Here is a 24,079-nt window from a genome sequence, read left to right as displayed (position 1 = left end):
TCGTCCGGATAGTGTACGAGGATTCGAATTACCGATGTCGAGGAGGTTTCGAGGCTGGCTGGCCACGGCGAGCAGCCCCGATAGTAATGAGAACAGTCCTAACACGTCTGGCGGGCTTCGCTGGCTTTCCTCTTCTGTCTGCCGTCGTGCCGATATTCGTCATGCCCATCATTGCCCGCATTGCTGGACCACTAGGGTGGTCCAGCATTGGCAGCGGACTGGCAATCGGTATTTTCGCTTCGACCGTCATCCTCTTCGGGTGGAACATCGAAGGCCCCGTCCGGATCGCCAGGTCCGGGGACGTTCAGGTTCGACTCCGAATATACGGAGAGAGCATCGGCACACGGTTGCTCCTCTGCATCGTGGTTATGCCGGTCGCGGCCGCGTTGGTCTACCTGATTTCGGCCCCCGCGCATAGGTTTGACGCAATCCTGATCGCACTATCGGCCGCATCGGGTGGCTTGTCGCCGGCGTGGTATTTCATTGGCATCGGCAATCCCCGGCTACTAGGGGTTGTCGACACAATCCCTCGGGTGGTCGCATCGCTGATTTCAATTCCGCTGCTTCTCATAACCGGACAGATCTGGCTCTACGCGGCAATGCAGCTCATCGCAACCGTCGTCACGATGCGTATTTTCCTCCACCTCGCGCCGGGGTCACGGGGAAAGGCTCCGAAAATCGTTTGGAAGCTCGGCGACATGCTCTGCATCCTGAGGTCCCAGGCCGCCGCTGCGGGCGTCAATCTTGCGGGCAACGCTTACGGCTCCACCCCGGTCCCCATTGCAACAGCCACAGTCTCTGGACCAGGGGCAAGCAATTTTGCTTCCGCCGACCAGTTGTACCGCTATGCCCTGTTTCCCGTGGTCGTCCTTGCCAATGCATTTCAGGGTTGGGCGCTGGAGTTCGACGGTGAACAAGGACGACGGCGGCAGCTCGCCGCAATTGGGGCACACGTCCTGCTCGGCGTAGTTGGCGGAGCGCTCCTCGCGGTATTCGGCCCGTTGGTTTCGTCGATTATGTTCGGCCCGGCATTGGCCGCGGGCCAAGTCACCAGTGTTTTCTACGGCTTGGCCTTGTGCTTCTTGTGTATTGCCGCTCCGCTCCAGAGAAACGTGCTCATTCCAGCGGGGCGCGCCTCGCTCGTTTTTGGAGTGACCGTGGCGGCCGCTCTGGCGGGGGTCAGCACAATGGTGGTGTTCGGAACTTTGAAATCGGTTGATGGCATTGCCTTCGGCATGGCAGCAAGCGAAGCCATAGTGCTGTTACTCCTGATCAAACCGTCGATCAAGGCCCTTCGTTCGGACTACATGAGCTGACCCAGTCTCCGCGAAGGCTGCGTGAGATCTGCGCCGGACGGCAGCTCTCTTTCAGAATCTGACCGAATGCACCTGCACCAGCCCCTGGCGCAGGTGCTTCCGGTCGGGTCAAAACAGTCAATCCAAGCTGCCGCCTACCTCGAATTCGTCTCGGACTGAGCGAAGCTGGTTTGCTGAGCGGCCCGGCGTACGGAAGTATTGAGCCCATGCGTGGAATTATCCTTGCCGGCGGAACTGGATCCCGGCTTCACCCGATCACACACGGCATCAGCAAACAGCTCGTCCCTGTGTATGACAAGCCGATGATCTACTATCCCCTGTCGACGCTCATTCTGGCTGGCATCCGCGACATCCTCATCATCACCACGCCACACGACGCGGAGCAATTCCGACGACTCCTCGGAGATGGCTCCCAGTTCGGCATAAACCTCAGCTACGTTGAGCAGCCGTCCCCCGATGGGCTTGCCCAAGCATTCATCCTTGGCGCGGAACATATTGGAAACGACACCGTGGCTCTCGTCCTCGGTGACAACATCTTCTACGGCCAAGGCATGGGGACACAATTGCGCCGGCACGCCAACATCGACGGCGGCGCAGTCTTCGGTTACTGGGTCAGCGACCCGAAAGCGTACGGTGTCGTGGAATTCGACGACTCCGGTAAGGCCATATCCCTTGAGGAGAAGCCTGAAAAGCCGAAATCCCACTACGCTGTTCCAGGCCTGTACTTCTACGACAACGACGTCGTCGACATCGCCAAGAATCTGCAGCCGTCAGCACGAGGCGAACTGGAAATCACGGATGTGAACCGCGCTTACCTCGAGCAGGAGAAGCTTCACGTCGAAATCCTTCCCCGCGGCACTGCGTGGCTGGATACCGGGACATTCAACGACCTCAACGACGCTTCCAACTTCATCCGCACGGTAGAGAACCGTCAGGGACTCAAGATCGGCGCGCCTGAGGAAATCGCTTGGCGCCAAGGTTTCCTCACGGATGACGAACTCAGGCAGCGGGCCGAGCCCTTGGTCAAGAGCGGCTACGGCCAGTACTTGCTCGGTCTTCTCGACGGTTAGGCTTCCATTTTGCCGACCGTCGCACATCCTTAGTTACAGGTGGAGTCCAATTGAGTTGGTATTCAACGCTTCCAGTATTTCTTGCCAGTTTGGCAGTCCTCTTTGTACCCGGAAGCTTGATCGCAGCGGCATTGGGCCTGCGGGGCTTGACCTTCCTTGCCGTGGCACCAGCGCTCAGTGTCTGTGCTGCCGCCTGCACGGCGATTGTCCTCCCCTTCCTGCGACTCTCTTGGTCCATGGGGCCTGTCGTCGTCGCGGCTTTGGTCTTGGCCGTTGTCCTGTACGGAGCAAGCTATCTCACGCGAGACAAACTCGCCATGCGATCCCGCTGGCGATTCGAGCGTCCCAAAGCGGGTACATACGCGGCGGTAATCGGATTCTTGATCGGTGGTGTGTCTATCGGGATACAGCTCGTCGATGCATTCGACCGACCCAATAACATTTCCCAGACTTTTGACAACGTCTTCCATCTGAACGCCATTCGCTACATTCTGAACACTGGCAATGGATCGTCACTGTCCATAGCTACCATGACCAGCGGCGACAACCCGCCATCGTTTTACCCGGCGGCTTGGCACGACCTCGCATCCCTCGTGGTCCAAATTACCGGCGCACCAATCAGCGTTGCGGCAAACATCCTGAACATTTGCATTGCTGCAGTTGTCTGGCCTCTCGGCTGCATGTTCCTCACACGGGCAATTGCCCGTCCCAGCGCCTACGTCGTTGCCGCTGCAGGCATCCTCGCCGCCGGCTTCAGCGCGTTCCCGCTGTTGCTTTTGGACTTTGGTGTGCTTTACCCAAATTTCCTTGCCTTAAGCATGCTCCCCGCCGCCTTGGCTAGCGTGGCGGTCTTCTTCGCGGTCGGTAACATCGATGGAATCCCAGTGATCGCCCGCTTCTCCTTGGCACCAATCCTTGCGTTGGGCCTCGCGATCGCGCACCCCAACGGCATGATGTCGTTGATCGCCCTCTCGGTCCCGATCCTTCTCGCGAGCTACGTTTGCTACTGGGTTCGCCGGAAAAACCAAGGCGCCGGCTATGGCCGAGTCATCATCCTTGGTGCAGCTTTGGTGCTTGCCCTCGTCACCATGGTGGTGATGTGGAAATACATTCGACCGCCGGCCGAAACCGCCACCTGGGCGCCCGTCCAAAGTGCCGGCCAAGCCGTTGGTGAAATCGTGACGAATTCACCCATGCACCATGCACCGGCCTGGGCAGTAAGCGCGTTGATGCTTCTGGGACTAGCAGTTGTGGCACGGAGTCGGCACAACTTGTGGTTCGTGGGGTCGTTCCTCGTCTCTGCCGTATTGTTCGTCGTGGTCTCCGCAGGAACAGACCAATGGTTCCGGAACGCACTTACCGGTGTCTGGTACAACGACAGTTACCGGCTGGCGGCGTTGCTGCCAACAGTTGCCGTTCCCTTTGCAGCCATCGGTTTGGCCTGGCTGATCAGAAGAATCCAACTCAGCTGGCTCTCAGGGTGGGAGCGCGCACGGAGGTGGTTCGGATCGCAGAGCCGCCCTAAAACAGTCAGCGCTCTGGTGATACCTGCGGGTCTCCTTGCGTTGTTTCTCGCGCTTCAAACGCTTCCGCTCGGTGGCGAAATTGCTTCGGCTCACAACATCTACTCGACGGCCCCGGATGCCCCCTTGGTGAGCAGGGACGAGATGACTCTCATTGACGAGCTGGATAATTACGTTCCACAAAACGCAACAATTGCCGCGAATCCGTGGACAGGGGCCGCAATGGCCTTTGCGCTGGCCGATCGCAACACGACATCCAAGCACACACTCGCTGCGTACACTCCCTCAGTCCTCATGCTCAACGACCGACTCAAGGACGCCGCGAGCGACCCCGAGGTGTGCAATGCAGTCCATACTGCCGGCGTTGGCTATGCGTTGAATTTCGGGACCAAAGAGGTCCATGGAGGCGATCACGGATTCAAGGGACTCTTGATCGAAAACACAACTCCGGGCTTCCAGCTTCTCGCGCAGGTCGGTGAAGCGAAGCTGTTCAAGGTGACTGCTTGCGGCTAGTTTGACCATTTCAGGGCGCGGGCTGTTACGAGAGCAGGAGTGCAAGAATGCTGGAGCGAAGGCCATTCGGTAGTACCGATTTGAACGTCTCCATCGTGGGGCTCGGAGCCGGCCAGATCGGCGAGAGTGATGTCACCGAGGCCGAAGCCTCCGAAGTGCTTAACGGAGCTCTGGATCTTGGCATTACGTTGATCGATACCGCCGCCAGTTATGGCTTGAGCGAAGAGCGTATAGGGAGGCACCTCGGCCGACGTCGGGACGAGTTCGTGTTGTCAACCAAAGGGGGACATGGGATCAACGGCGAACCGGATTGGTCGTCGGGCAGCGTGCTGTGGAGTATCGAACGGTCGTTGCGTTTGACCCGGTCTGAACGAATCGACATCTTTTTCCTGCACTCCTGCCCGGTTGAGATTCTGCGACGCGGTGAGCTGCAGGAGACGCTGGACGAAGCCGTCGCGGTTGGCAAGATCGGCGTCGCCGGCTATAGCGGAGACAATGAGCCGCTCGCATTCGCGCTGGAGTCCGGGCGGTTCGGTGCCGTCGAAACCAGCGTCAACATCGCTGACCAGCGGAATCTCAGAAACTTGCCCAGCGACTATCCCGGACCGGGAGTGATCGCCAAGCGCCCGATCGCGAACGCGCCGTGGCGGTTCCGTGAGCGACCGACCGGGCACTATGCGGATCTCTATTGGCAACGGCTTCAGTTGCTCGACCTTGATCCAGGCGAACTTGATTGGGCCGAACTCGCTTTGCGCTTCACGGTGTACGCCCCTGGTGTCCACACGGCAATTGCCGGCACGGCCAAGCTGGACCACCTGCGCAGGAACGTCTCAGCCTCCAGCCGAGGCCCACTCCCGGCCGCTACCTTGGAAGGCATCGACCGCGCTTGGCGCCGTGTCGGCTCCGACTGGCCGGCATCAACCTAAGATCCAGCGCCCCTCAAAGGCGTCACGACGCCCCGCTCCGGGCGGGGCGTCTCACTCGTTGGTCTACAACGCGCTGTTTAGACTTGGCTGCGAAGCTGGGCCACTGCGGCGTCGATGGCTCCGTCAAAAACAATGTTTCCGTGCTTGAGAACCACACCTCGATCACAAATACGGGAAACAAGTTCAAGGTCGTGACTGACGACGACGAGGGTCTTGCCTGCCACGGAAAGCTCCTTGATCCGGGCGAGGCACTTACGCTGAAACGGCTCGTCTCCGACGGCCAGGATCTCGTCCACGAGGAATACCTCGGGATCCGTGTGAACGGCGACTGAGAATGCCAGACGGAGGTACATGCCAGACGAATAGAATCTGACCTCCGTATCGATGAACTCGCCGATCTCGGAAAATTCCACGATGGAGTCGAATTGTTCGTCGATCTGGGCTTCCGTCATTCCCAGGATCGCGCCGTTCAGGTAGACGTTTTCCCTACCCGACAAGTCATGATGGAACCCCGCGCCTACCTCAATAAGGCCTGCGACTCTGCCACGGGTCCGCACTGAACCGCTATCAGGCAACATGACACCTGAAATGTGCTTGAGCAGTGTGGACTTGCCGGACCCGTTCAAGCCCAGCAACGCAACCGTCTCGCCTTGTTGGATTTCAAGATCGACGTTGTGAAGGGCATGGAACTTCTTCGAGATGTCACCCTTGCGACCGGTGACAAGCCAGACAATGGCCTCCTTGAGGGAACGCGTATGCCTCAGCACGAACTGTTTATTTAGCTTGTGGACTTCAATAGCAACAGACATCGTCACAGCTCCTGCGCGAATCGGCCCTCAAGCCGGCGGAAGACCCACTGGCCGAGAACGAGAACTGCAAGGGAAACCACGATTCCCACAGGAACCCAAAGGGGCAAAAGATTTGGCGGCATGGGGGCGGTTTCATCGGTGGTTGGAAGCCAGAAGGCGTAATGAAACGCTTCGACGCCGATGGTAATGGGATTGACTTGGTAGACGGCGTACCAGCTCGCGCCGAGTTTGCTCTGCACCATGGTCCAGGAGTACATGATGGGAGAGGTCCAGGTCGCGACCATCAGCAGCATGTCCACGATGTTCTCGGAGTCCCTGAAATAGACATTCGCAGAGCCAAAGAGGAGTCCCAAACCGGTAGCCAACATGGCCACGATCACGAAACCCGCGATGGCCGCCACAAGCTGCAGCAGGCTCGGGTGCCATCCGGCGAAGACACAGGCGACAACCAGGACAATCAACTGCGGAATGAAATGGACGGCCGAAACCCACACTGAGGCGACGGGGAAAAGCTCGCGCGGCAAGTAGATCTTCTTGATCAGACCGCCGTTGCCCACTATAGAACGGGCCGCGTTGCTGAGCGCCTCGGTGAAAAAGTTGATCAGAACGATTCCGGAGAACAAGTAGACGGCGTAGTTTGCCAGTCCATCCGGATTTCGAGCGCTCTTCTCAAGTCCCAGGAAAACGCCCAAGGCAATGTAGAAGACGAGGAACTGGACGCCCGGCTTTACGTAGGACCAAAGCAGACCAAGAACCGACCCCTTATAGCGGATCTGCAATTCTTTCCGAACAAGGAGTTTGAGCAGGAACCGCTGTCTGAACACGTCGGCGAGTCCGCCCCCCACGCCCGGGCGGACGAGCGGGGCGGTCTCACTGAAGTCACTCGCAGTTGTCACCCGTTGGCCTTTTCCTGCGGAGTCGTAGTGGTCACCGCGTCGAAAGTCTCGCGCCACGCCTGCTGCGACGTGAACTCGGGCAGGCTCCGGGAATACTCCTCGGAAAGTTTTTCCCAGTCCTGGAGAAGCTGCTGGTGGAGCTTGATGCTGCGGGCCATCATATTGCGGAAATGCTCAGGATGACGCTTGTACCAGGATGCACCGGTTCCATCAGCGGACGAGACGATTGCCGAGTCCAGCTGCGACAGGCGCCACCAACGGGCATCCATTGCCGGAACGAGGGCCTCGGGGTGCTCCAGGGCTCCCGGCCTTACGCTTTGTACCTGACGAACCCCTGCCGAGGCAGCGGTCGCAAGGGCAGCGAAAATAGACTTCGGCGAAGATGGCTTCTTTCCACGCTTTGGCGGCTTCACGCGCTTTACTTGCGGGAAGGCTGCTACTTCCTTCGTGATGCGTGCGTCATCGAAGTCTGCACGTCGCGCACGAATTTCGGGGAGCTTGGTCCGAATTGTCTGGTGCAAGTGGGAAGGTCCCTTGAGCAGGTCCTCCAGGGCATCCAAGCGAAGCTCGACCGCCGAGTACTGCATCGACAAAAGGTGCTTGACATCAACCATGAAGCTTTGGCGCGGCAGGAATCCGCCCTTTTTGTAGGGCGAGTAGACCAGGGCGGCAAGCCAGCGGTTTCGCTGGTGGAAGTAGGCCTGCCAGTCGATCGTGTCATCCTTTTCGGTCCACGGCATATGCCAGACAGCGGCGCCCGGGAGGGTGACTGTCGGGTAGCCGTGGCGGCGGGCACGAATGCCGTATTCGGCGTCGTCCCACTTGATGAACACGGGAAGAGAGAGTCCGATGTCGCGCAGAACACTGGTCGGAATCAAGCACATCCACCAGCCGTTGAAGTCCACATCGATCCGGCGATGCATCCACGGCGTCGTGCGAAGGTTGCTCGCCGAAAAATCATGGGCTTCTTTGGTGCTTTCGACCGCGCCCCATTGGAACTTGTACTCGTTGACTTCTTCGCCGAAGCTGTGCATCACCGAGCGTTCATACAGGTTGAACATGTGACCGCCGACGATCGACGGCTTCCGCGTGAAGTCAGCGAAGTTGATAGCGCGCAGCACGCCCTCTGTTTCGATGATCACGTCATCGTCCAACAGCAGCACGTATTTGCTCCGGCCATCTTCAACCGTCTCGTGCATGCCGCGGGCAAAACCGCCCGAACCACCGAGGTTGCCCTGCTCAATCAGTGCGAACTTATCCCCGAGCCGCGCGGCAGCCTCATCAAAACCATCCTGGTCGCGTACCTTCTGCGTACCCTGGTCGGTGATCAGGAGCCGGTCCATGACATCCAGGAGTTCAGGAGAATCGGCAAATGTCGAAAGGTGCTTGACGCAGAAATCCGGGCGGTTAAAGGTAGTTACCGCGACTGTGGCGGTGCCTGCCTCGAATCCTTCAGGCTTCCTTACGGACCACTCGGCACCGAGGAGCTTGACCTGTTCAGAGGAAGCCACGAGGTCAAACCAGTACCAGCCGCCATCGCCGAAGTTGGCCAGCGGCAGAACAACATCAACCGGCCGTCCAGCGTCTACGCTAATGCTTTCCACCCTGTTCGAGGTGCCTCTCGCGGTGGACCGAAGAATCACAACAGTGGCCGGGGCATCAACGGCAACCGTAAGCCGCACACTCGTGACATCGGTGTGAGCTCGCCAGTAGCTCGCGGGGAAGGCGTTGAAGTACGTGCCAAAGGAAATGCGTCGGTACGCAGGCAAGTGCAGCTGGCGACGGTTCTCAATGAAGTCCGAACGAATCTTTGCACCAGTGGAAGTGACAGCCGTGACGCCCGAGCCCGACTTGGACGTCTGTGATTCCTCGGACACGACCCGCTGAGCCGCGTTGAAGTCCAAGTACAAGGGCAGTGTGTCAGAGTCGCCATCCGTCGGGAAGACAACGCGATGGACGGTTTGCCATTCTTCGCCCAGTCCGGGCGCAGCGTCCTGGTTCATGGGTTCCGTTGAAACGCTCACGCGTCCACTCCTCCGCTTTCAATTTCTGCGCCGCTTTCGAAGTGCGGACGGATCTTGTTGTCAAACATGGACAGGGCAGAACCGATGGCCATGTGCATATCGAGGTACTTGTAGGTGCCGAGACGACCACCAAACAGGACGTCCTTTTCGGCGGCTGCGAGATCGCGGTACTTCAGCAGCTTTTCGCGGTCATCCGGGGTGTTGATCGGATAGTACGGCTCATCGCCGGTTTCTGCGAACCGGGAAAATTCGCGCATGATGACGGTCTTCTCCGTCTGGTAGCCGCGCTCCGGGTGGAAATGGCGCGGCTCGATGATCCTGGTGAACGGGACGTCGGCGTCGTTGTAGTTGACAACCGACGTTCCTTGGAAGTCGCCCATGTCCAGGACTTCCTCTTCGAAATCGATGGTGCGCCAGGACAGATCTCCGGCGACAAAGTCGAAGTAGCGGTCCACAGGTCCGGTGTAGACGACGGGAATCTTGCCGACGACCTTGTTCTTTGAATACTCGTGGGACTCGTCAAAGAAGTCCGTGTTCAGTCGCACTTCGATGTTCGGGTGCTCGGCCATCTTTTCGATCCACGCCGTGTAGCCGTTGGTCGGCAGGCCTTCGTACTTATCGTTGAAGTATCGGTTGTCGTAGTTGTACCTGACGGGAAGGCGCGAAATGATGCCGGCCGGGAGATCCTTGGGGTCCGTCTGCCACTGCTTGCCGGTGTAGTGCTTGATGAATGCCTCGTACAGGGGGCGGCCAATCAGCTGGATGCCCTTGTCGTTGAGGTTCTGCGGGTCGGTGCCCGCGAGCTCGCCAGCCTGCTCCTTGATAAGGTCCTGTGCTTGGCTGGGCGTCAGGTTCGCACGGAAGAACTGGTTGATTGTCGCCAGGTTGATGGGGAGGGAATAGACCTCACCCTTGTGTACGCCGTACACCTTGTGCACGTAGTTGGTGAAGGTCGTAAACCGGTTGACGTACTCCCATACCCGCTCGTTTGAGGTGTGGAAGAGGTGCGCACCATAGCGGTGCACCTCGATTCCGGTCTGCTCTTCCGTTTCGCTGTAGGCGTTGCCACCGATGTGATGCCGGCGGTCAATGACAACAACCTTCAAGCCCAGCTCAGTGGCGGCCTGTTCTGCGATTGTCAGGCCAAAAAAGCCCGACCCGACGATGACGAGGTCAGCGGTCACAAATACTCCTGGTTCGAATGCGGGCAGCCTAATGATGTGCACTTGCTGCAGGTCAAGCCTACCTGAGATGCCGCATCCAATTGCCGCCGAGGCCGTTCCCTGCCCGCGAACGCACTGTTTTCCACATAGGGAAACTGAGCAGGAACACCCGGTCAACATCACAAATATCGTGGAAGAACAGCAGTCACGCGAGCCGAAGGAGCGGACATAGTGACACTCCATTGCACTCTGGTCCGGGCCCCGCGGGCGCTACGGCAAGGCGAACCCGTGGAACTGACCTTAGCCGTTGGCGATGGCACCCCCGGCACCGTCGTCGAGGCCGCCGTCGCGGCCGAGTTCGGAGCGGGACAACTGACCGTCGACGGGCATCCACTCAGTGGTCTCGCCGTGGGCTCTGCACCCCTCATATCCGGAGCTGTGTTGGTCGACGGCGCTGATTCGGAGGCGCGACACGATTCGATCTGCAAACGCGGTCCTGCGGCCTTGTCTTTGCTGGTGCATGCCGGACCTGCCGCGGGCCTGGTGGTTCCGCTGGAACGTGGCAGTTACAGGATCGGCAGGAGCAACGCGGATGTCTGCCTGGCCGATCCTGATGTTTCCCGGGTTCACGCGGTCCTGACAATCTCCGAGACAGCGGTCACCATAACCGACAATGGAAGCGCCAACGGAACAGTGGTGGATGGCCGCACGGTCCGATCCGCCGCTCTCTCAACCGCTTCCAGGATCCGATGTGGCGCCTCGGTCATGTCGGTGGTTTTCGGCGCCGAAGACTTCGGGACGGAGTTCCTCGGGGCAGCGGGCCAGAGCGTTGCGGAGCCGCTCTCGGTGCGGCGGCGCCATGACGCGGGCAGCCGCACACAGCTTCTCCTCACGGCCGGGCTACCGTTCGTGCTGGGAGTCGGAATGGCCGTGGCCACTGGCATGTGGATGTTCCTCGGCTTCACCGCAATTTCCGCCATCGCCGTCCTCGCCCCAGCATTGTCGGGAAGACGCGATCGCCGCCTTCTGGCTGCCGCGATCGCGGCGGCGGTCGAACAAGACCGAACCCGACGACGGCGGTGCTCGCCGTCCGCCGCGGAACTCGTCCATGCCGTCGGCTCAGCCGCTTTCGCCTCAGGAAATCGGGGGCTAAACCAGTCGACGCTGCCAAGAACCGATACAACGCAAGGAAGGTCGGAGAGCCGCGATGTCTGGCTCCGGCTCGGAACGACCCCGCAGCACGCCCGGATTGCGCTCGATCCACCGGACCCGAACTTCCACCCACCGCAGTTGGGCCCGGTTCCGGTAGTTCTGGATCCCTCGATCCAAACCGTCACCTTCGCTGGACCGGAAGCCAAAGTCCAAGGAATGTTCAGATTCCTGCTCATGCAGCTGGCGGCCTTTCCCAATGCAATCAACCTCCGTGTCCTCATACACGGACCGATCGCTCTCTTGCCGTCGAGCGCCCGGTTCCTTCCCCGCGTCACGTTGACCACGGACACCTCTTCAGCCCAGGCTGTTCTTTCCGCGCTCACGGACGGACCGGGAGCGCTGTTTCTCCTTGGGTACGAGCGTGATCCCGCCGTCGCCGCCCTGCGGGAGGCAGCGGTCGAATCCGGCTGGCGGGTCTTCCAGCGCACGGCGAGCGGGGACGAAAGCGGTTCCGTAGTCGAGCTTTGGAACAAACGCGCAGTCCTCCGCTCGCATCTTTCCGAAACGGAATTCGACCCTGACCTTGTCCCGTTCCCGGTGTTCGACCGCTACTGCCGCTCATTGGCCAGGGTGCCGGGCTTGGCGATGGAAAAGGCGCCGCTTCTCCCTTCCACCTGCCGGCTGTCCGAACTGCTTCCCGCCGATCCCTCAAGAATCGCCGCCCGTTGGAGCGATTCCTCAGCAGGTGGCGGACTGTCCGCGGTCATCGGGCAAGGAGTCGACGGACCGCGGTCCCTCGACCTGGTTTCGGACGGCCCGCATCTCCTCCTGGCTGGAACTACGGGATCGGGCAAGTCCGAGCTCCTGCGCACAATCGTTGCGTCGATCGCACTGACCCACAGCCCGGACAGGGTCAACTTCCTGTTCGTCGATTTCAAGGGAGGCTCGGGGCTCGGGCCACTGGTCGACCTTCCGCACTGCGTCGGGATGCTTACCGACCTCAGCGAACACGAGCTCGAACGTAGCCTCACGTCCCTCCGTGCCGAAGTTCGGAGACGGGAAGCGATCCTTGCAAAGGCGGTTGTCCCTGACTTGCCCGCGTACTGGGCCAAAGCCGGGGACGCCGCGGACGAGGCCGCGGCGGGACGAAAATACCAATCTCCGACACTGCCCCGTCTGGTCCTTGTGATCGACGAGTTCAGGATGCTCATTGAGGACGCCCCCGACGCCCTGGCCGGATTGATGCGGATCGCCACCTTGGGCCGATCCCTGGGAATCCATCTGATCATGGCAACACAACGTCCGCAGGGCGCACTGAGTGCGGACATCCGGGCCAACGTCACCACCAGTATTGCCCTTCGCGTCCAATCGGAACTGGAATCCCGGGACATCATCAGCTCGCCGGCGGCGGCATCGATTCCGGTGTCCCTTCCTGGTCGCGCCTACATGGTTCGCGGAGCGGAAGATGCGGGGCCATTTCAATCAGCGACGCTCTCAAGAAGCGAACCAGCCCGGCCACCCACGAAGACCATGACCTTGGCGACAGCAGGCTCGCTCCGCTTCAGTGGTTGGTCTGAACCCGCGGAGGCAAAGACTCAGCGTGCCGTTGCAACCCCTGCGGAAGCGGCCCGTCCCATCATCAGGGCAATCGACCGGGTTTGGGACATCCGCGGGCGTAGACCCCTCCGAAGACCTGTTGCACCTCCGCTCCCGGAGTCCATCTCCTGTGACGAGTCCCCCGGCATGAGCACACTGCCAGGCAAGCACGCGGCAAGCGGAACGTCAGCACGCCCGGCGGCCTATCTTGGCTTGGCCGACTTCCCCACGCAGCAACGAGTCGCCGGCCTGTGCTGGAACCCGCTCGCCAACGGGAACCTGGGACTCGTTGGTCCTCCTGGAAGCGGAGTTGAAGATACCTGCCGGGCAGCAGCGGCGCAGCTTCTTGGAAGTACGGAAGAAATCCATCTGTACATCCTTGATGGAGACGGTTCATTCACCGACGTCGAAGCCCAGGGACGCGTGGGGGCAATTGCCTCACTCAGCCACATCAGGAGAGGCGTCCGCATCCTGGAGAGACTCGCTGCCGAAATGTCGGCGCGGCAATCCTTCGGGACCAGCGCCGGGCAAGTCCCCCTTCTGCTGGTCATTTCGAGCTGGGGTTCGTGGATTTCTGAATTGCGCACCGGTCCACTGGCCTGGGCCGAAGACCTCGTCCACGCCATCGTCCGCGATGGACCGAAGTCAGGACTGGTTGTTCTTGTCACTGGCGACCGCGAACTGGTGACGTCGCGTATGTTCGCGTCCATCACCAACCGGGCGTTCTTTCCCGCCGGGACCACCGAAGAAGGGCGGTTGGCATGGCCCCGTTTCGCGGCAATGAAGCCCCTGAAGGGCCGCGCCGTCGTGGTTGGTAGTTTCATCGACGTTGACGCGTCAGCCGCCCAACTCGTGGCGCCCCCTCCGAACGCGGCTTGGCCGTACTGTGTGCCCCCAGAGCCTGCACGGCGCCCGTTCCGGGTGGATCCCTTGCCGCAATTCCTCCGGGCGTCGGACCTCGCATCGGACGGCCGAGCCGAAGCCGCTGCAGATTCAAGCGCTCGTGCGCGGGGATCGGTGCTCCTCGGCGTCGGAGGGGACGAGAACGAACCTGCGTGGATTACACTGCCGCCTTCGGCAGTCCTCCTCGCCCTCGGCACCCCCGGTTCGGGCAAGTCGTCCCTGCTCACAGCACTGACCTTGCTCAATCCAGGCAATCGGTGGCGGACACCACCTAGAGATGCCGATCCTGACGCCTTTTGGGCGGAATTCCACCGCGAAGCAACCCGCAAGCGCGTGAGCGCAGAGGTGGTCCCGCTCGTGGACGACGTCGAGCGCCTCAACAGCGAAACGGGGATACTCCTTGCTGAACTTCCCGGCATGGGTTTCACCGTGGTGGCAACTGCCGGGTACAGTCCGACCCTTCTGCAACGGACGCCCCTTGCTTCCCTGGCCCGAAACCACGGAAGCGGGATCCTCTTGGGCGACAGGCCGCCGACCGCTGGGGATTTCTTCGGCGTCCGCGTCGACGTCGAACAAGCCGCACCGCCAGGGCGTGCCGTCCTTATCGAGAACGGACAAACACGTTCTCTCCACATCGCGGCTCCGAGCTAACGGGATGCGCCGAAGTTACATCCGTCAGAGCGCGGCGCGGGATCCGCCCGTTCGGGACGCGAAGGCAATGACCCGTTTGTCGAACAAGAAGAGAATTCCGGCCAGAGCCGGCACCACCATGGCCAGGCCGGCGGGAACCACTCCTCCGGTCATGGTGGGAACGCCGATCGTCAGGGCAAATAGCTGGGCAACCAATGCAGGTGCCCGGGTCCAACGGTAGCCACGGAACAGGAAGTGTCCCACCGCAAACAACAATGCAGAAAAGGCCAGCAGCAGACCCAAAGTAAACACGGCACCCCAGAAGGAGGCCACCGGAGCTCCGGTCACCAGCTCGTATATATACAGTGCCGCCGCTGCCAGTAGCGCAAGGGCTTCCAGCACCACAACGATCGAAATGACAACGATTCCCACAGGACGCGTTGCTCCCCCGGAGTTGTCGTGGCCGGCCCCTTGGCCGTCGTTGCCGGGCGCCGCTGGGTCATGGTTAGGGTTCAGAGGGGGTCTTGACACACTGGCACACTACCCGACATAGTCGAATACCTGTGAGTAGCCCGCCATCCAGTGTGATGCATCGCTCACGGTTTCAAACGCTTGAACCCCTTGTTTACATGGCGTTAACATGACACGCTTGACTCAGACGACCAAGGGGGCCCAATGGGTCCCCTTTCCTATGAAGCCTCTCGTGAATATTTTCACAAAAGGCTTAACTAGTACTCACGAATGGAGTGACTGATCAGCATGGATTGGCGTAACCGCGCAGCCTGCCTTGACAAGGACCCGGAGCTTTTCTTCCCAGTAGGCAACACCGGCCCTGCGCTTCTCCAGATCGAGGAAGCGAAGAGTGTCTGCCGCCGCTGCCCCGTCGTGGACACATGCCTTCAGTGGGCCCTCGAATCGGGCCAGGACGCCGGCGTCTGGGGCGGAATGAGCGAAGACGAACGACGCGCACTCAAGCGTCGTGCCGCCCGCGCGCGCCGCGCTTCCTAAGCGTCGCGTCCTGAGCACCTGAGGCTGGCAAAGCCCGGTGTCTCAGGCAAAGAAGACATACGAAGATGGCCCGGACCGAAAGGTCCGGGCCATCTTCGTATGTTCAACGGCTGGGGTCAGCTTCGGACCAGATTCAGGACAATCTCGACGGCGGTGCCGCCGCCGTCGCGCGGCATCCACTGGATGCTGCCACCCAATTCGCTCGTGACAAGTGTCCGCACAATCTGAAGGCCAAGACCTTCCGTGTACGAGCCCTCGGGCAGTCCGACGCCGTCATCGGCTATCGTCACGGTCAGGAGTTCGTCGCCGCGCTCCCCCGTTGAACGATCGGCCATCAGCCATACCGTTCCGGCCCGCCCTTCGAGGCCGTGCTCCACTGCATTTGTCACGAGCTCATTGATGACCAGCGCAAGTGGCGTCGCGAAGTCGCTCGGCAATTCGCCGAACAGGCCGGCCCGCTCGGTCCGGACGTGCTGCGAAGGGGACGCCACTTCCGCTGAAAGCCGGAACTGACGTCCGATGAGTTCGTCAAAATCAACGCTCTGCGTCAGCCCCTGCGAAAGCGTCTCGTGTACCAAGGCAATCGTCGCCACCCGCCGCATAGCCTGTTCCAGGCCTTGTTTCGCCTCATCGCTCACCATGCGTCGCGACTGCATGCGCAGCAAAGCAGCAACCGTCTGCAGGTTGTTCTTGACGCGGTGGTGGATTTCACGAATGGTCGCATCCTTGGTCACCAGCTCGAGCTCGCGACGTCGCAGTTCGGAGACGTCGCGGCACAAAACCAAGGCACCGAAGCGATGCTTCTCGTCGCGCAACGGAATCGCGCGCAGCGACAAGCTGACTCCGCGGGACTCGATTTCGCTCCGCCACGGCATCCGGCCGGTCACGACCAGCGGCAAAGTCTCGTCCACCATCCGCCGGTCCTTGAGAAGTCCTGCGGTGACTTCCGCGAGGGACCGCCCTTCCAAGGTTTCCACCTCGCCGAGGCGGCGGAATGCCGAGACGCCGTTCGGACTCGCGTACTGGACGATGCCGTCGGCGTCGAGCCGGATCAGGCCATCACCGACGCGGGGAGCACCGCGACGCGAACCCGTCGGTGAAGCGAAGTCAGGCCACAGTCCCAGCGTGCCCATCCGAAGCAGATCGTACGCGCATTGCCTGTACGTGAGCTCAAGGCGCGAAGGCATCCGCGAACTGGATAGGTCCATGTGCGAGGTGACGACGGCGAGGGTCCGTCCGTTCCTGACCATCGGTACCGCTTCAACCCGAAGGGCCATCTCGCTGCTCCAGCTTGTTTCACTGGAGCGCTCGATGGAACGGCTGGACCACGCCTTGTCGACTATCGGTTGCAGATCCGAGCGGATCCCTTCCCCGACAAAGTCCGCATGAAACACCGTGTGGCTCGTTGACGGCCTGACGTGCGCAAGCGCGATGTAGCCGAATTCCGGATGCGGAAACCACAGGGCCAAGTCCGCGAACGCCAGGTCGGCGACCATCTGCCAGTCGCCGACCAGGAGGTGCAGCCATTCAGCATCTCCAGGCCCGAAATCAGCGTGCTCCCTGATGGGGTCTGTAAAGATTGCCACTACACCTCCATATAACGCGCGGGCTTGTCCCTAGCGTCGAACGATTGACCTCAAGAGCCTCAATGCTACCGACAGGGAAGCCATGTCGTCGGCCTCCAACGCGTTGACCTCGTCGAACATGCTCTTCGCACGCCCCAACTGCTCGGCGTTGAGATCCTCCCAAGCCTCCAACCGACCCTCGGCGTCGAGGCCGGCGTCGGTCGATTCGAGCACCGACAACGTCATGTCCGCCACAGTCGAATAAAGGTCGTCGCGCAGGGCTGCGCGGGCAAGGGCCTGCCAGCGGTCATCACGCGGGAGTGCCGTAATTCGCTCCAGCAATGAGTCCACGTGGAAGCGGTCGAACACCGTGTAGTACACGTGGCTGACCTCTTCGACACGGGCCTCGCGGCTTTGCGTGATCTTGGCGATGTCCAGGAGCACGAAACTCTCGAACAGTTCGGCCCAGCGATGGGCCAGCGTGTCCGGAAGGCCCCAAGAGCGTGCCCTTTCAAGCCAACCGGTAACCCGCTCCTTGTCGCTCCCGCGCAAGTAGTCGAGCACCCTGGCCCGCATTGGATCCATCATCGGCTTGAATTCCGCGACGATCTCCGAGATCGGCTTCGAGGCGTTGCCCTGGCTGAGCAGCCAACGAACGGCGCGGTCCAGAAGCCTCCGGATGTCGAGGTGGACGGTGCTCCAGTGTTCCGTGGGGAACGAGGCAGGCAGTGCATTGAGCTCGCGCACCATCGAGTCGAGTTCGTAGATCTCACGGAGCGCCACGAACGCTTTCGCGACGGCCACCTCGGTAGCCGAGGTTTCCTCCATGGTGCGGAACGCGAAGGTGATGCCGCCGAGGTTGATCATGTCGTTGGCCACCACGGTTGCGATGATCTCGCGACGCAAGGGATGTGTGTCCAGTTCGGCGTCGAACCGTTCGCGAAGCTGCTTCGGGAAGTACGAGCGAATCGTCTTGCGGAACCACGGATCATCCGCGAGGTCGCTGTCGCGCAATGCCGAACCCAACTCGATCTTGGCGTACGCGGCGAGGACGGACAGTTCCGGAGACGTCAGCCCCTGGCCCTGCTCCAGCCGCTCACGAAGCGTGTCGGTGGTCGGCAGTGCTTCAAGATCCCGTTTGAGATCCGCGGACTTCTCGAGCCAGTCCATCAGGCGCTCGTAGCTCGGGCTCCATTCGGCAACGCGAGTGCGGTCGTTGAGCAACAGGATGTTCTGGTCGATGTTGTCTTCGAGCACAAGCCGCCCGACCTCGTCGGTCATGTCGGCGAGGAACGATGTCCGCTCGGATGCATCCAGCTTCCCCGCGGCAACCATCCGGTCCACGAAGATCTTGATGTTGACCTCATGGTCGGAACAATCCACGCCGGCCGAATTGTCGATCGCGTCGGTGTTGAGGATGACGCCTTGCAGTGCGGCCTCGATGCGTCCGCGCTGCGTCATTCCGAGATTGCCACCTTCGCCGACAACCTTCACGCGAAGCTCGCGCCCGTTGACGCGGATGACGTCGTTTGCCTTGTCCCCCACCTCGGCGTGGGACTCGGTGCTGGCCTTGATGTACGTTCCGATCCCACCGTTGTACAGGAGATCGGCAGGGGCGAGGAGTATCGCACGCAGAAGTTCCGGAGGACTAAGCTGAACCGTTCCATCCGGCAGGCCGAGGGCCCTGCGGACCTCCGGCGAGATCGGGATGACCTTGGCCTGGCGGGGGTAGACCCCGCCACCTGCGCTGATGAGCGAGCGGTCGTAGTCGTCCCAGGAGGAGCGGGGCAGCTCGAAGAGACGGTGCCGTTCGTCGAAGGACGAAGAAGCATCCGGCGTCGGGTCTAGGAAGATGTGGCGGTGGTCGAAGGCGGCCAGCAGGCGGATGTGCTTGGAGAGCAGCATTCCGTTGCCGAAGACGTCGCCGGACATGTCGCCGACGCCGACCACGGTGAATTCCTCGGTCTGGGTGTCAAGGTCCAGCTCGCTGAAGTGGCGCTTGACCGACTCCCATGCGCCACGGGCCGTGATGCCCATGGCCTTGTGGTCGTATCCGACGGATCCACCGGAAGCGAATGCGTCCCCGAGCCAGAATCCATACTCGGCGGCCAGTCCGTTCGCGGTGTCCGAGAAGGTAGCAGTGCCCTTGTCAGCTGCAACCACCAGGTACGAATCGTCGTCATCCTGACGGACAACGTCCGTCGGCGGCACAATCCTCTCGCCGTCGGCTGTAGTCACGAGGTTGTCGGTGAGGTCGAGCAGGCCGCGGATGAAGGTCTTGTAGCTTTCGATACCCTCGGCCATCCATGCGGCGCGGTCAAGTGCCGGATCCGGAAGTTGCTTCGCGAAGAATCCGCCCTTGGCACCGGTCGGCACAATCACAGCGTTCTTGACTGTCTGTGCTTTGACCAGCCCGAGGATCTCGGTCCGGAAGTCTTCACGGCGGTCCGACCACCGCAAACCGCCACGGGCCACCTTGCCGAAGCGCAGGTGCACGCCTTCAACGCGTGGCGAGTAGACCCAGATCTCGTACTTTGGCCGCGGGAACGGCAAGCCGTCAATCGTGGTCGGATTGAGCTTGAAGCTGACGTACGACTTGCCTTGGAAGTAGTTCGTGCGCAGCGTCGACTCGATGAGGTTGACGAAAGTCCGCAGGACCCGGTCGGCGTCGAGCGTGGCCACCTGGTCAATTGCTTCGGCCAGTGCCGCGCGGGCGCCCTCCTGGCGGGCAGCACGCGCGGCGTCAGGCGAAGAAGGATCAAAGCGGGCCCCAAAGAGCTCGATCAGGCCGCGGGCAACCTCCGGGTTCGCAAGAAGGGTATCTGCAATGAACTCGAAGGAGTTGGTGTTCCCCATCTGGCGCATGTACTTCGCATAGGCGCGGAGCATGACAACCTGACGCCAGTGGATACCTTCCCGGAGGACGAGCCGGTCGAAACTGTCGGATTCCACGGAACCGGTCACCGCGGCGCTGAAGGAGTCTGCCAGGAGCTGGCCGGTTGCCACGGGATCGACACCGGCGGGGTACTTCAGGCCAAGGTCATAGAGGAAGAAGTCGCGGTGGTCCGCAGTCTCGATCTCGAACGGTCGCTCATCGAGAACCTCAAGGCCAAGATTGTGGAAGTAGGGCAGGATCTGGCTCAGGCTCTTGGGTTCCAGGAGGTAGAGCTTGACGCGGGCATCCTCTTCGAGGAGTTCGCCGGCACCGTTGGGCAGGTAGACATGCACTCCGGGGATCGCCTGGACAGCGACGGCGTCGCGATCGGTTGTGGCGGCGTACTTCTCGAAGCGCTCAATGTCCTTGAGGGCGTCCTCGACTTCGTAGTCGACACGGTAGCCGGCCGGGAACGCATCCCCCCACAGGGCGGAAAGCCGCTCGGCATCCAAGCCACTGGTGTTCTCGCGGAGCACCTCTGCAATTCCCTCGGCCCACGACCGCGAAGCCCGGACAAGCCGCTTTTCGAGTTCACCGGCGTCGACGTCGCGGAGCTCAGCTTCGCGGGGCAGCCGGATACGGAAGAACACCCTCGAGAGTGCGGACTCCGTGATCCGGGCCTCGTAGTCGATGCTCTCGGCCTCGAAAGTCTCCCGGAGTTCCTGCTCGATTCGTTGCCGGACGTTGGTGGTGTAGCGGTCACGTGGCAGGTAGACGAGTGCCGACATGAACCGTCCGTAGATGTCCGGGCGCAGGAAGAGCTTCGTGCGGCGGCGCTCCTGCAGACGCTGGATGCCCAGAGCCGTTGCGGCCAGGTCCTCTGTCTCGATCTGGAAGAGTTCGTCGCGGGGGTAGGTCTCGAGAATACCGACGAGGTCCTTGCCGGAATGCGAGTCCTGCGGGAACCCGGCCGAGCGGAGCACGGCGTCGACCTTTTCCCGGACGATGGGGATGTTCCTGACGGAACCGGTGTAGGCACTCGTGGCGAAGAGGCCGATGAAGCGGCGCTCACCGTTGACGTTGCCCGCAACGTCGAAGCTCTTGACGCCGATGTAGTCCAGGTACGCGGGGCGGTGCACGGTGGACCGCGAGTTGGCTTTGGTGATGACCAATGCACGCTTCTCGCGAGCCTTCCTGCGTCCGGCGTCGGTGAGGTGCTGGATCTGGTGGGGGTGGTCCCCCGCCCTCAAAAGTCCCAAGCCGCTCTCTTCGCGCAACTCAAGGACGTCTTCACCGTTCTCGGTGATGAGGTCGTATTCCCTGTAACCAAGGAAGGTGAAGTTGCCGTTGTCCAACCACCGCAGAAGATCCTGCGCCTGCCTGAGCTCCGCGATGTCTTCCGGGTGGGCTACCTTGTCCAGGGATGATGCCAGCTCGAGTGCCTTCGTGCGCATTTTGGGCCAGTCTTCGACGGCGGCGCGGACGTCTTTCAGGACGCGGTGGATCCCGTCCACGAGCTCCGTCTGGAAGTCGTCGGCCACTCTGTCGACCTCGACCGCGATCCACGACTCCATGTGGGAGACGTTGTCACCTTGCGAGATCAGATGGGCGATATTCGGCATCGCCGCGGTGTCACCGCTTGAGATGCCGATGTTCGACGGCACCCGCGCGATGTCGGACAGATCGCCGGTGACGCGATCACGCGAAACCACGAAGAGCGGGTGCATGACCAGCCGGATAGCGCAGTTCTGGCGGACGAGTTCGGCGTTCACCGAGTCCACCAGGAACGGCATGTCATCCGTGACGATGTACAGAATGCTGCGATCACCTTCGTTGGCAATCTTGACGTTGGCGGTGCCCGGCTTGCGGCTCTGTCCCGCTTCCCGGTGGGCAGCCGCCCTGGAGGTCAATTGCTCGGCAGCGTATCCGCGGGCGTCCTCCTCTGCGAGATGCTCGTAGTAGTCCCCGAAGAACCCTTCCCGGACTACTGCAGGTTTAGAACGATCCTCCACGCTGGATCCTGACGACATCGACAAACGCCTCCATCACATCTCGATTGCTGCGTCCTTGCAGCCCACATGGCGAGCCTAACGCTTTAGACTTCGCCTTGCTCTGGAATAAATGACAGAGGATTTACGATTTTGCTGGACAGGTGCACAGACCATTTTTGCAATTGCGAGCCGCAAGGCAGATTCGGGTGCAGCTTCAAAGAGCACGGCACCGGATAGCAGGGCGGAGTCGCACGCTCCAGGATCGGACGGAAGGAATACCTCGATACTGTGGCCCGGGCCGTAGCGCTCCCATGCTTCGCGGAGCTCCCGTTCGGGCGATCGGCCCGCGGATGCTGCCCGTACCTTGTTCAAGACCACCCGGGGAGCCGCGTGAGGGACTGCCCGTTCAAGTTCCGCGAGGCCACGCACGAGTCGCGGAACCCCGATGGCGTCGGCCGCGCCCACGGCGAAAACGGTGTCCGCCAGTTCTATGCTTCGCAAGGTGGCTGCGTTGCGTCGGGGGGCCATCGTGTCGAAGCTGAGTTCCTCGTCTGCTTCAAGGCAGAAACCCGCATCGACCACCACAATATCCGCGATCTCCTTGGCGAGTTCAAGCACCGAGGAGAGCGCGGCGGCCCGGATCTCGGTCCACCGATCCGAGCGCGTAATGCCCGTGAGGACCCGGAAGCTGGTCCCTTTGGCGAAGACAGGCGCGGCGATCCGCTTGAGCGACTCGGCATCCAACAATCCTTGATCCGCCAGCCGGCAAGCCTGCGCCAGTCCTGCAGATTCGTCGAGCAAGCCCAGCGACGCCGCGACACTTGCCCCGTAGCTGTCAGCATCGAGAAGGACCACCGACTTGCCTTCAGCCGCCAGCTCCGCAGCGATATTGACTGCCACAAGAGTCCTGCCGGGCGCCCCGGTTGGCCCCCAGACCGCGACGATCCGCCCAGCACTAGCCGGCACGTGTTCCGGTTCTTCCGGAGCATCAGCGGGACGGAGTTCCGCGGCGGTGTCCGCATACCCGGAGTCCCGCGGTTCCGCGCGTCGCCTACCTTGTCCGGGCAGCCGGCCTACGGCGTCGGAGATCTTGGAGGCCAACGTTGCCGAGTCCACCTCCAACGACGCCGTCACGACGCCGATGCTGCGCAGGCGGCCCGCTTCCCCCGGGTCGTCGCTGAGTGCAACGATGGAGACTCCGACAGCCGCGAGCCGGTCGACCAGCGATGCCGTCAGCTCTCCCGCACCTTCGGCTATGACCGCTGCGCGCGCGAGGCCGCTTTGGCAAGCACCCAGAAGTTCCGCGAGTTCACCGCACCGGCGCACCACAGTCACCGGCCCGTGGAGCCGCTCGAGTCCCCCGACCAAGTCTTCCCGGGACTCCCCGACTGTGACAACGGGGATGCTCATTTGCCGGCACCGCCCGGGTTCCATACGACGGCAATCTTCGCTTTGTTTGCCTGCGCTCCAAGAAGTTTCGGCATGTGCTCATCGTTCACGAGGACCAGAACCACTTTCTCCTTGGACGCTCCAAGGGTGGATGCACCTTCCGTGACCTGGGCGATCTCCGCGCCGGGCAACAGCAATTGCGGCGTGCCGAAGCCGTTGCGCGCATCGGGGAGGGCTACCCAGACGTCAACGCGGGATCCTGCCACCGCCTGGGGAGGCAGTGATTCCTGGATCGCGATCGCCACCGGCTTGCGGTCAAGGGAGTCTGCGGCTCCCAGGCTTTCCTGCGGGACGAGTTGGTTCTTGGCAATTCTTTGGACGGCGACTCTTCCCTCGGGCAGGCCGTCCGCCAGGGTAACGTAACTGGACTCAATGTCGTCGAGCCGGACGTTGACGATCGCAAGATCGTCCTTGCTGACTCTCTGGCCCACTGCAATCGGCCCTCGCGCCGCATACACCTGTATGGTGCGGTCCGCGGTTCCAACCAGTGCGATGACTCCAGCCAGCGACGCCAAGACCAGGAGAATCCCCACCAGAAGCCGCGGATCCCTCCATGACGGTTTCCTGAGCCGAGCTCCTGCGGCCGCCGTAGTTACACCCATCTTGCTCCCCCATTTGCGTAGTTTGTCGGCGTCGACGTCCACTCGCCTATATTCTGACCGCACTTTGC

Annotated in this window: 15 protein-coding genes; 6 read left to right on the top strand and 9 right to left on the bottom strand. The window is 61.4% G+C overall.

Translation table 11 applies throughout. From position 1 onward, the window contains the following. Positions 1–161: 161 nt before the first annotated feature. From BMF89_RS17845 to BMF89_RS17830, 4 genes are all read left to right on the top strand, one after another. Positions 162–1,316, top strand: a complete 1,155-nt coding sequence (locus tag BMF89_RS17845; protein WP_139359727.1) for a polysaccharide biosynthesis protein — start codon at positions 162–164, stop codon at positions 1,314–1,316. A gap of 206 nt (positions 1,317–1,522) precedes the next feature. After that, entirely contained in the window at positions 1,523–2,386 is an 864-nt protein-coding gene (gene rfbA, locus BMF89_RS17840) for a glucose-1-phosphate thymidylyltransferase RfbA (protein ID WP_078108401.1), read from the top strand. Positions 2,387–2,436: 50 nt separating this feature from the next. After that, the gene (locus BMF89_RS17835; protein WP_078108400.1) at positions 2,437–4,422 is read left to right on the top strand and encodes a DUF6541 family protein; all 1,986 of its coding nucleotides are present in this window, start codon (positions 2,437–2,439) and stop codon (positions 4,420–4,422) included. A 47-nt stretch (positions 4,423–4,469) separates the two neighbouring features. Continuing rightward, on the top strand, positions 4,470–5,348 hold the full coding sequence (locus BMF89_RS17830; protein WP_078108399.1) for an aldo/keto reductase: 879 nt from the start codon (positions 4,470–4,472) through the stop codon (positions 5,346–5,348). Between the two features lie 77 nt (positions 5,349–5,425). On the opposite strand, the gene BMF89_RS17825 is transcribed toward BMF89_RS17830, so the two are convergent. The 4 genes from BMF89_RS17825 to glf are packed head-to-tail and all read right to left on the bottom strand — an operon-like array spanning position 5,426 to position 10,261. Beyond that, entirely contained in the window at positions 5,426–6,157 is a 732-nt protein-coding gene (locus tag BMF89_RS17825; protein ID WP_078108398.1) for an ABC transporter ATP-binding protein, read from the bottom strand. Between the two features lie 2 nt (positions 6,158–6,159). Continuing rightward, a complete protein-coding gene (locus tag BMF89_RS17820) occupies positions 6,160–7,053 on the bottom strand; it encodes an ABC transporter permease (RefSeq protein ID WP_078108397.1) in 894 nt (297 codons plus the stop codon). Beyond that, entirely contained in the window at positions 7,050–9,077 is a 2,028-nt protein-coding gene (locus BMF89_RS17815; protein ID WP_078108396.1) for a glycosyltransferase, read from the bottom strand. Before BMF89_RS17815 ends, BMF89_RS17820 begins: the two co-directional genes overlap by 4 nt. Continuing rightward, positions 9,074–10,261, bottom strand: a complete 1,188-nt coding sequence (gene glf, locus BMF89_RS17810; RefSeq protein ID WP_078108395.1) for a UDP-galactopyranose mutase — start codon at positions 10,259–10,261, stop codon at positions 9,074–9,076. The genes BMF89_RS17815 and glf overlap by 4 nt, the downstream gene beginning before the upstream one ends. A gap of 267 nt (positions 10,262–10,528) precedes the next feature. Between glf and BMF89_RS17805 the strand changes: the two genes are divergently transcribed. After that, positions 10,529–14,542 carry an FtsK/SpoIIIE domain-containing protein gene (locus BMF89_RS17805; protein ID WP_139359726.1) on the top strand — a complete coding sequence of 1,338 codons (4,014 nt, stop codon included), beginning with the start codon at positions 10,529–10,531 and terminating at the stop codon, positions 14,540–14,542. Positions 14,543–14,566: 24 nt separating this feature from the next. Here the strand turns inward: BMF89_RS17805 and BMF89_RS17800 are convergent, their stop codons facing one another. Then, entirely contained in the window at positions 14,567–15,052 is a 486-nt protein-coding gene (locus BMF89_RS17800) for a hypothetical protein (protein ID WP_078108393.1), read from the bottom strand. 228 nt (positions 15,053–15,280) lie between these two features. Here BMF89_RS17800 and BMF89_RS17795 point away from each other — a divergent pair, with 228 nt between their 5' ends. After that, positions 15,281–15,529: a WhiB family transcriptional regulator gene (locus tag BMF89_RS17795; protein ID WP_003804966.1), complete on the top strand. Its 249-nt coding sequence runs from the start codon at positions 15,281–15,283 to the stop codon at positions 15,527–15,529. Positions 15,530–15,645: 116 nt separating this feature from the next. Here the strand turns inward: BMF89_RS17795 and BMF89_RS17790 are convergent, their stop codons facing one another. Genes BMF89_RS17790 through BMF89_RS17775 form a run of 4 tightly spaced genes read right to left on the bottom strand, consistent with a single transcriptional unit; the run spans position 15,646 to position 24,011 of the window. Beyond that, complete coding sequence (locus tag BMF89_RS17790) at positions 15,646–17,115, bottom strand: PAS domain-containing sensor histidine kinase (RefSeq protein ID WP_078108392.1); 1,470 nt, start codon at positions 17,113–17,115, stop codon at positions 15,646–15,648. 30 nt (positions 17,116–17,145) lie between these two features. Beyond that, positions 17,146–21,999, bottom strand: coding sequence for an NAD-glutamate dehydrogenase (locus BMF89_RS17785; RefSeq protein ID WP_078108391.1), 4,854 nt, complete (start codon positions 21,997–21,999; stop codon positions 17,146–17,148). Between the two features lie 57 nt (positions 22,000–22,056). Beyond that, positions 22,057–23,370 carry a P-loop NTPase gene (locus BMF89_RS17780; RefSeq protein WP_078108390.1) on the bottom strand — a complete coding sequence of 438 codons (1,314 nt, stop codon included), beginning with the start codon at positions 23,368–23,370 and terminating at the stop codon, positions 22,057–22,059. Further along, positions 23,367–24,011 (bottom strand): SAF domain-containing protein, encoded by a 645-nt coding sequence (locus BMF89_RS17775; RefSeq protein ID WP_078108541.1) that lies wholly within the window; start codon positions 24,009–24,011, stop codon positions 23,367–23,369. The genes BMF89_RS17780 and BMF89_RS17775 overlap by 4 nt, the downstream gene beginning before the upstream one ends. Between the last annotated feature and the right edge of the window lie 68 nt (positions 24,012–24,079).

This window comes from Arthrobacter sp. SRS-W-1-2016 (genome assembly GCF_002009585.1).
Classification (GTDB): Bacteria; Actinomycetota; Actinomycetes; order Actinomycetales; family Micrococcaceae; genus Arthrobacter; species Arthrobacter bambusae_A.
Note: the sequence above shows the minus strand (reverse complement) of the source record. Positions and strands in the feature narration are given on the sequence as shown.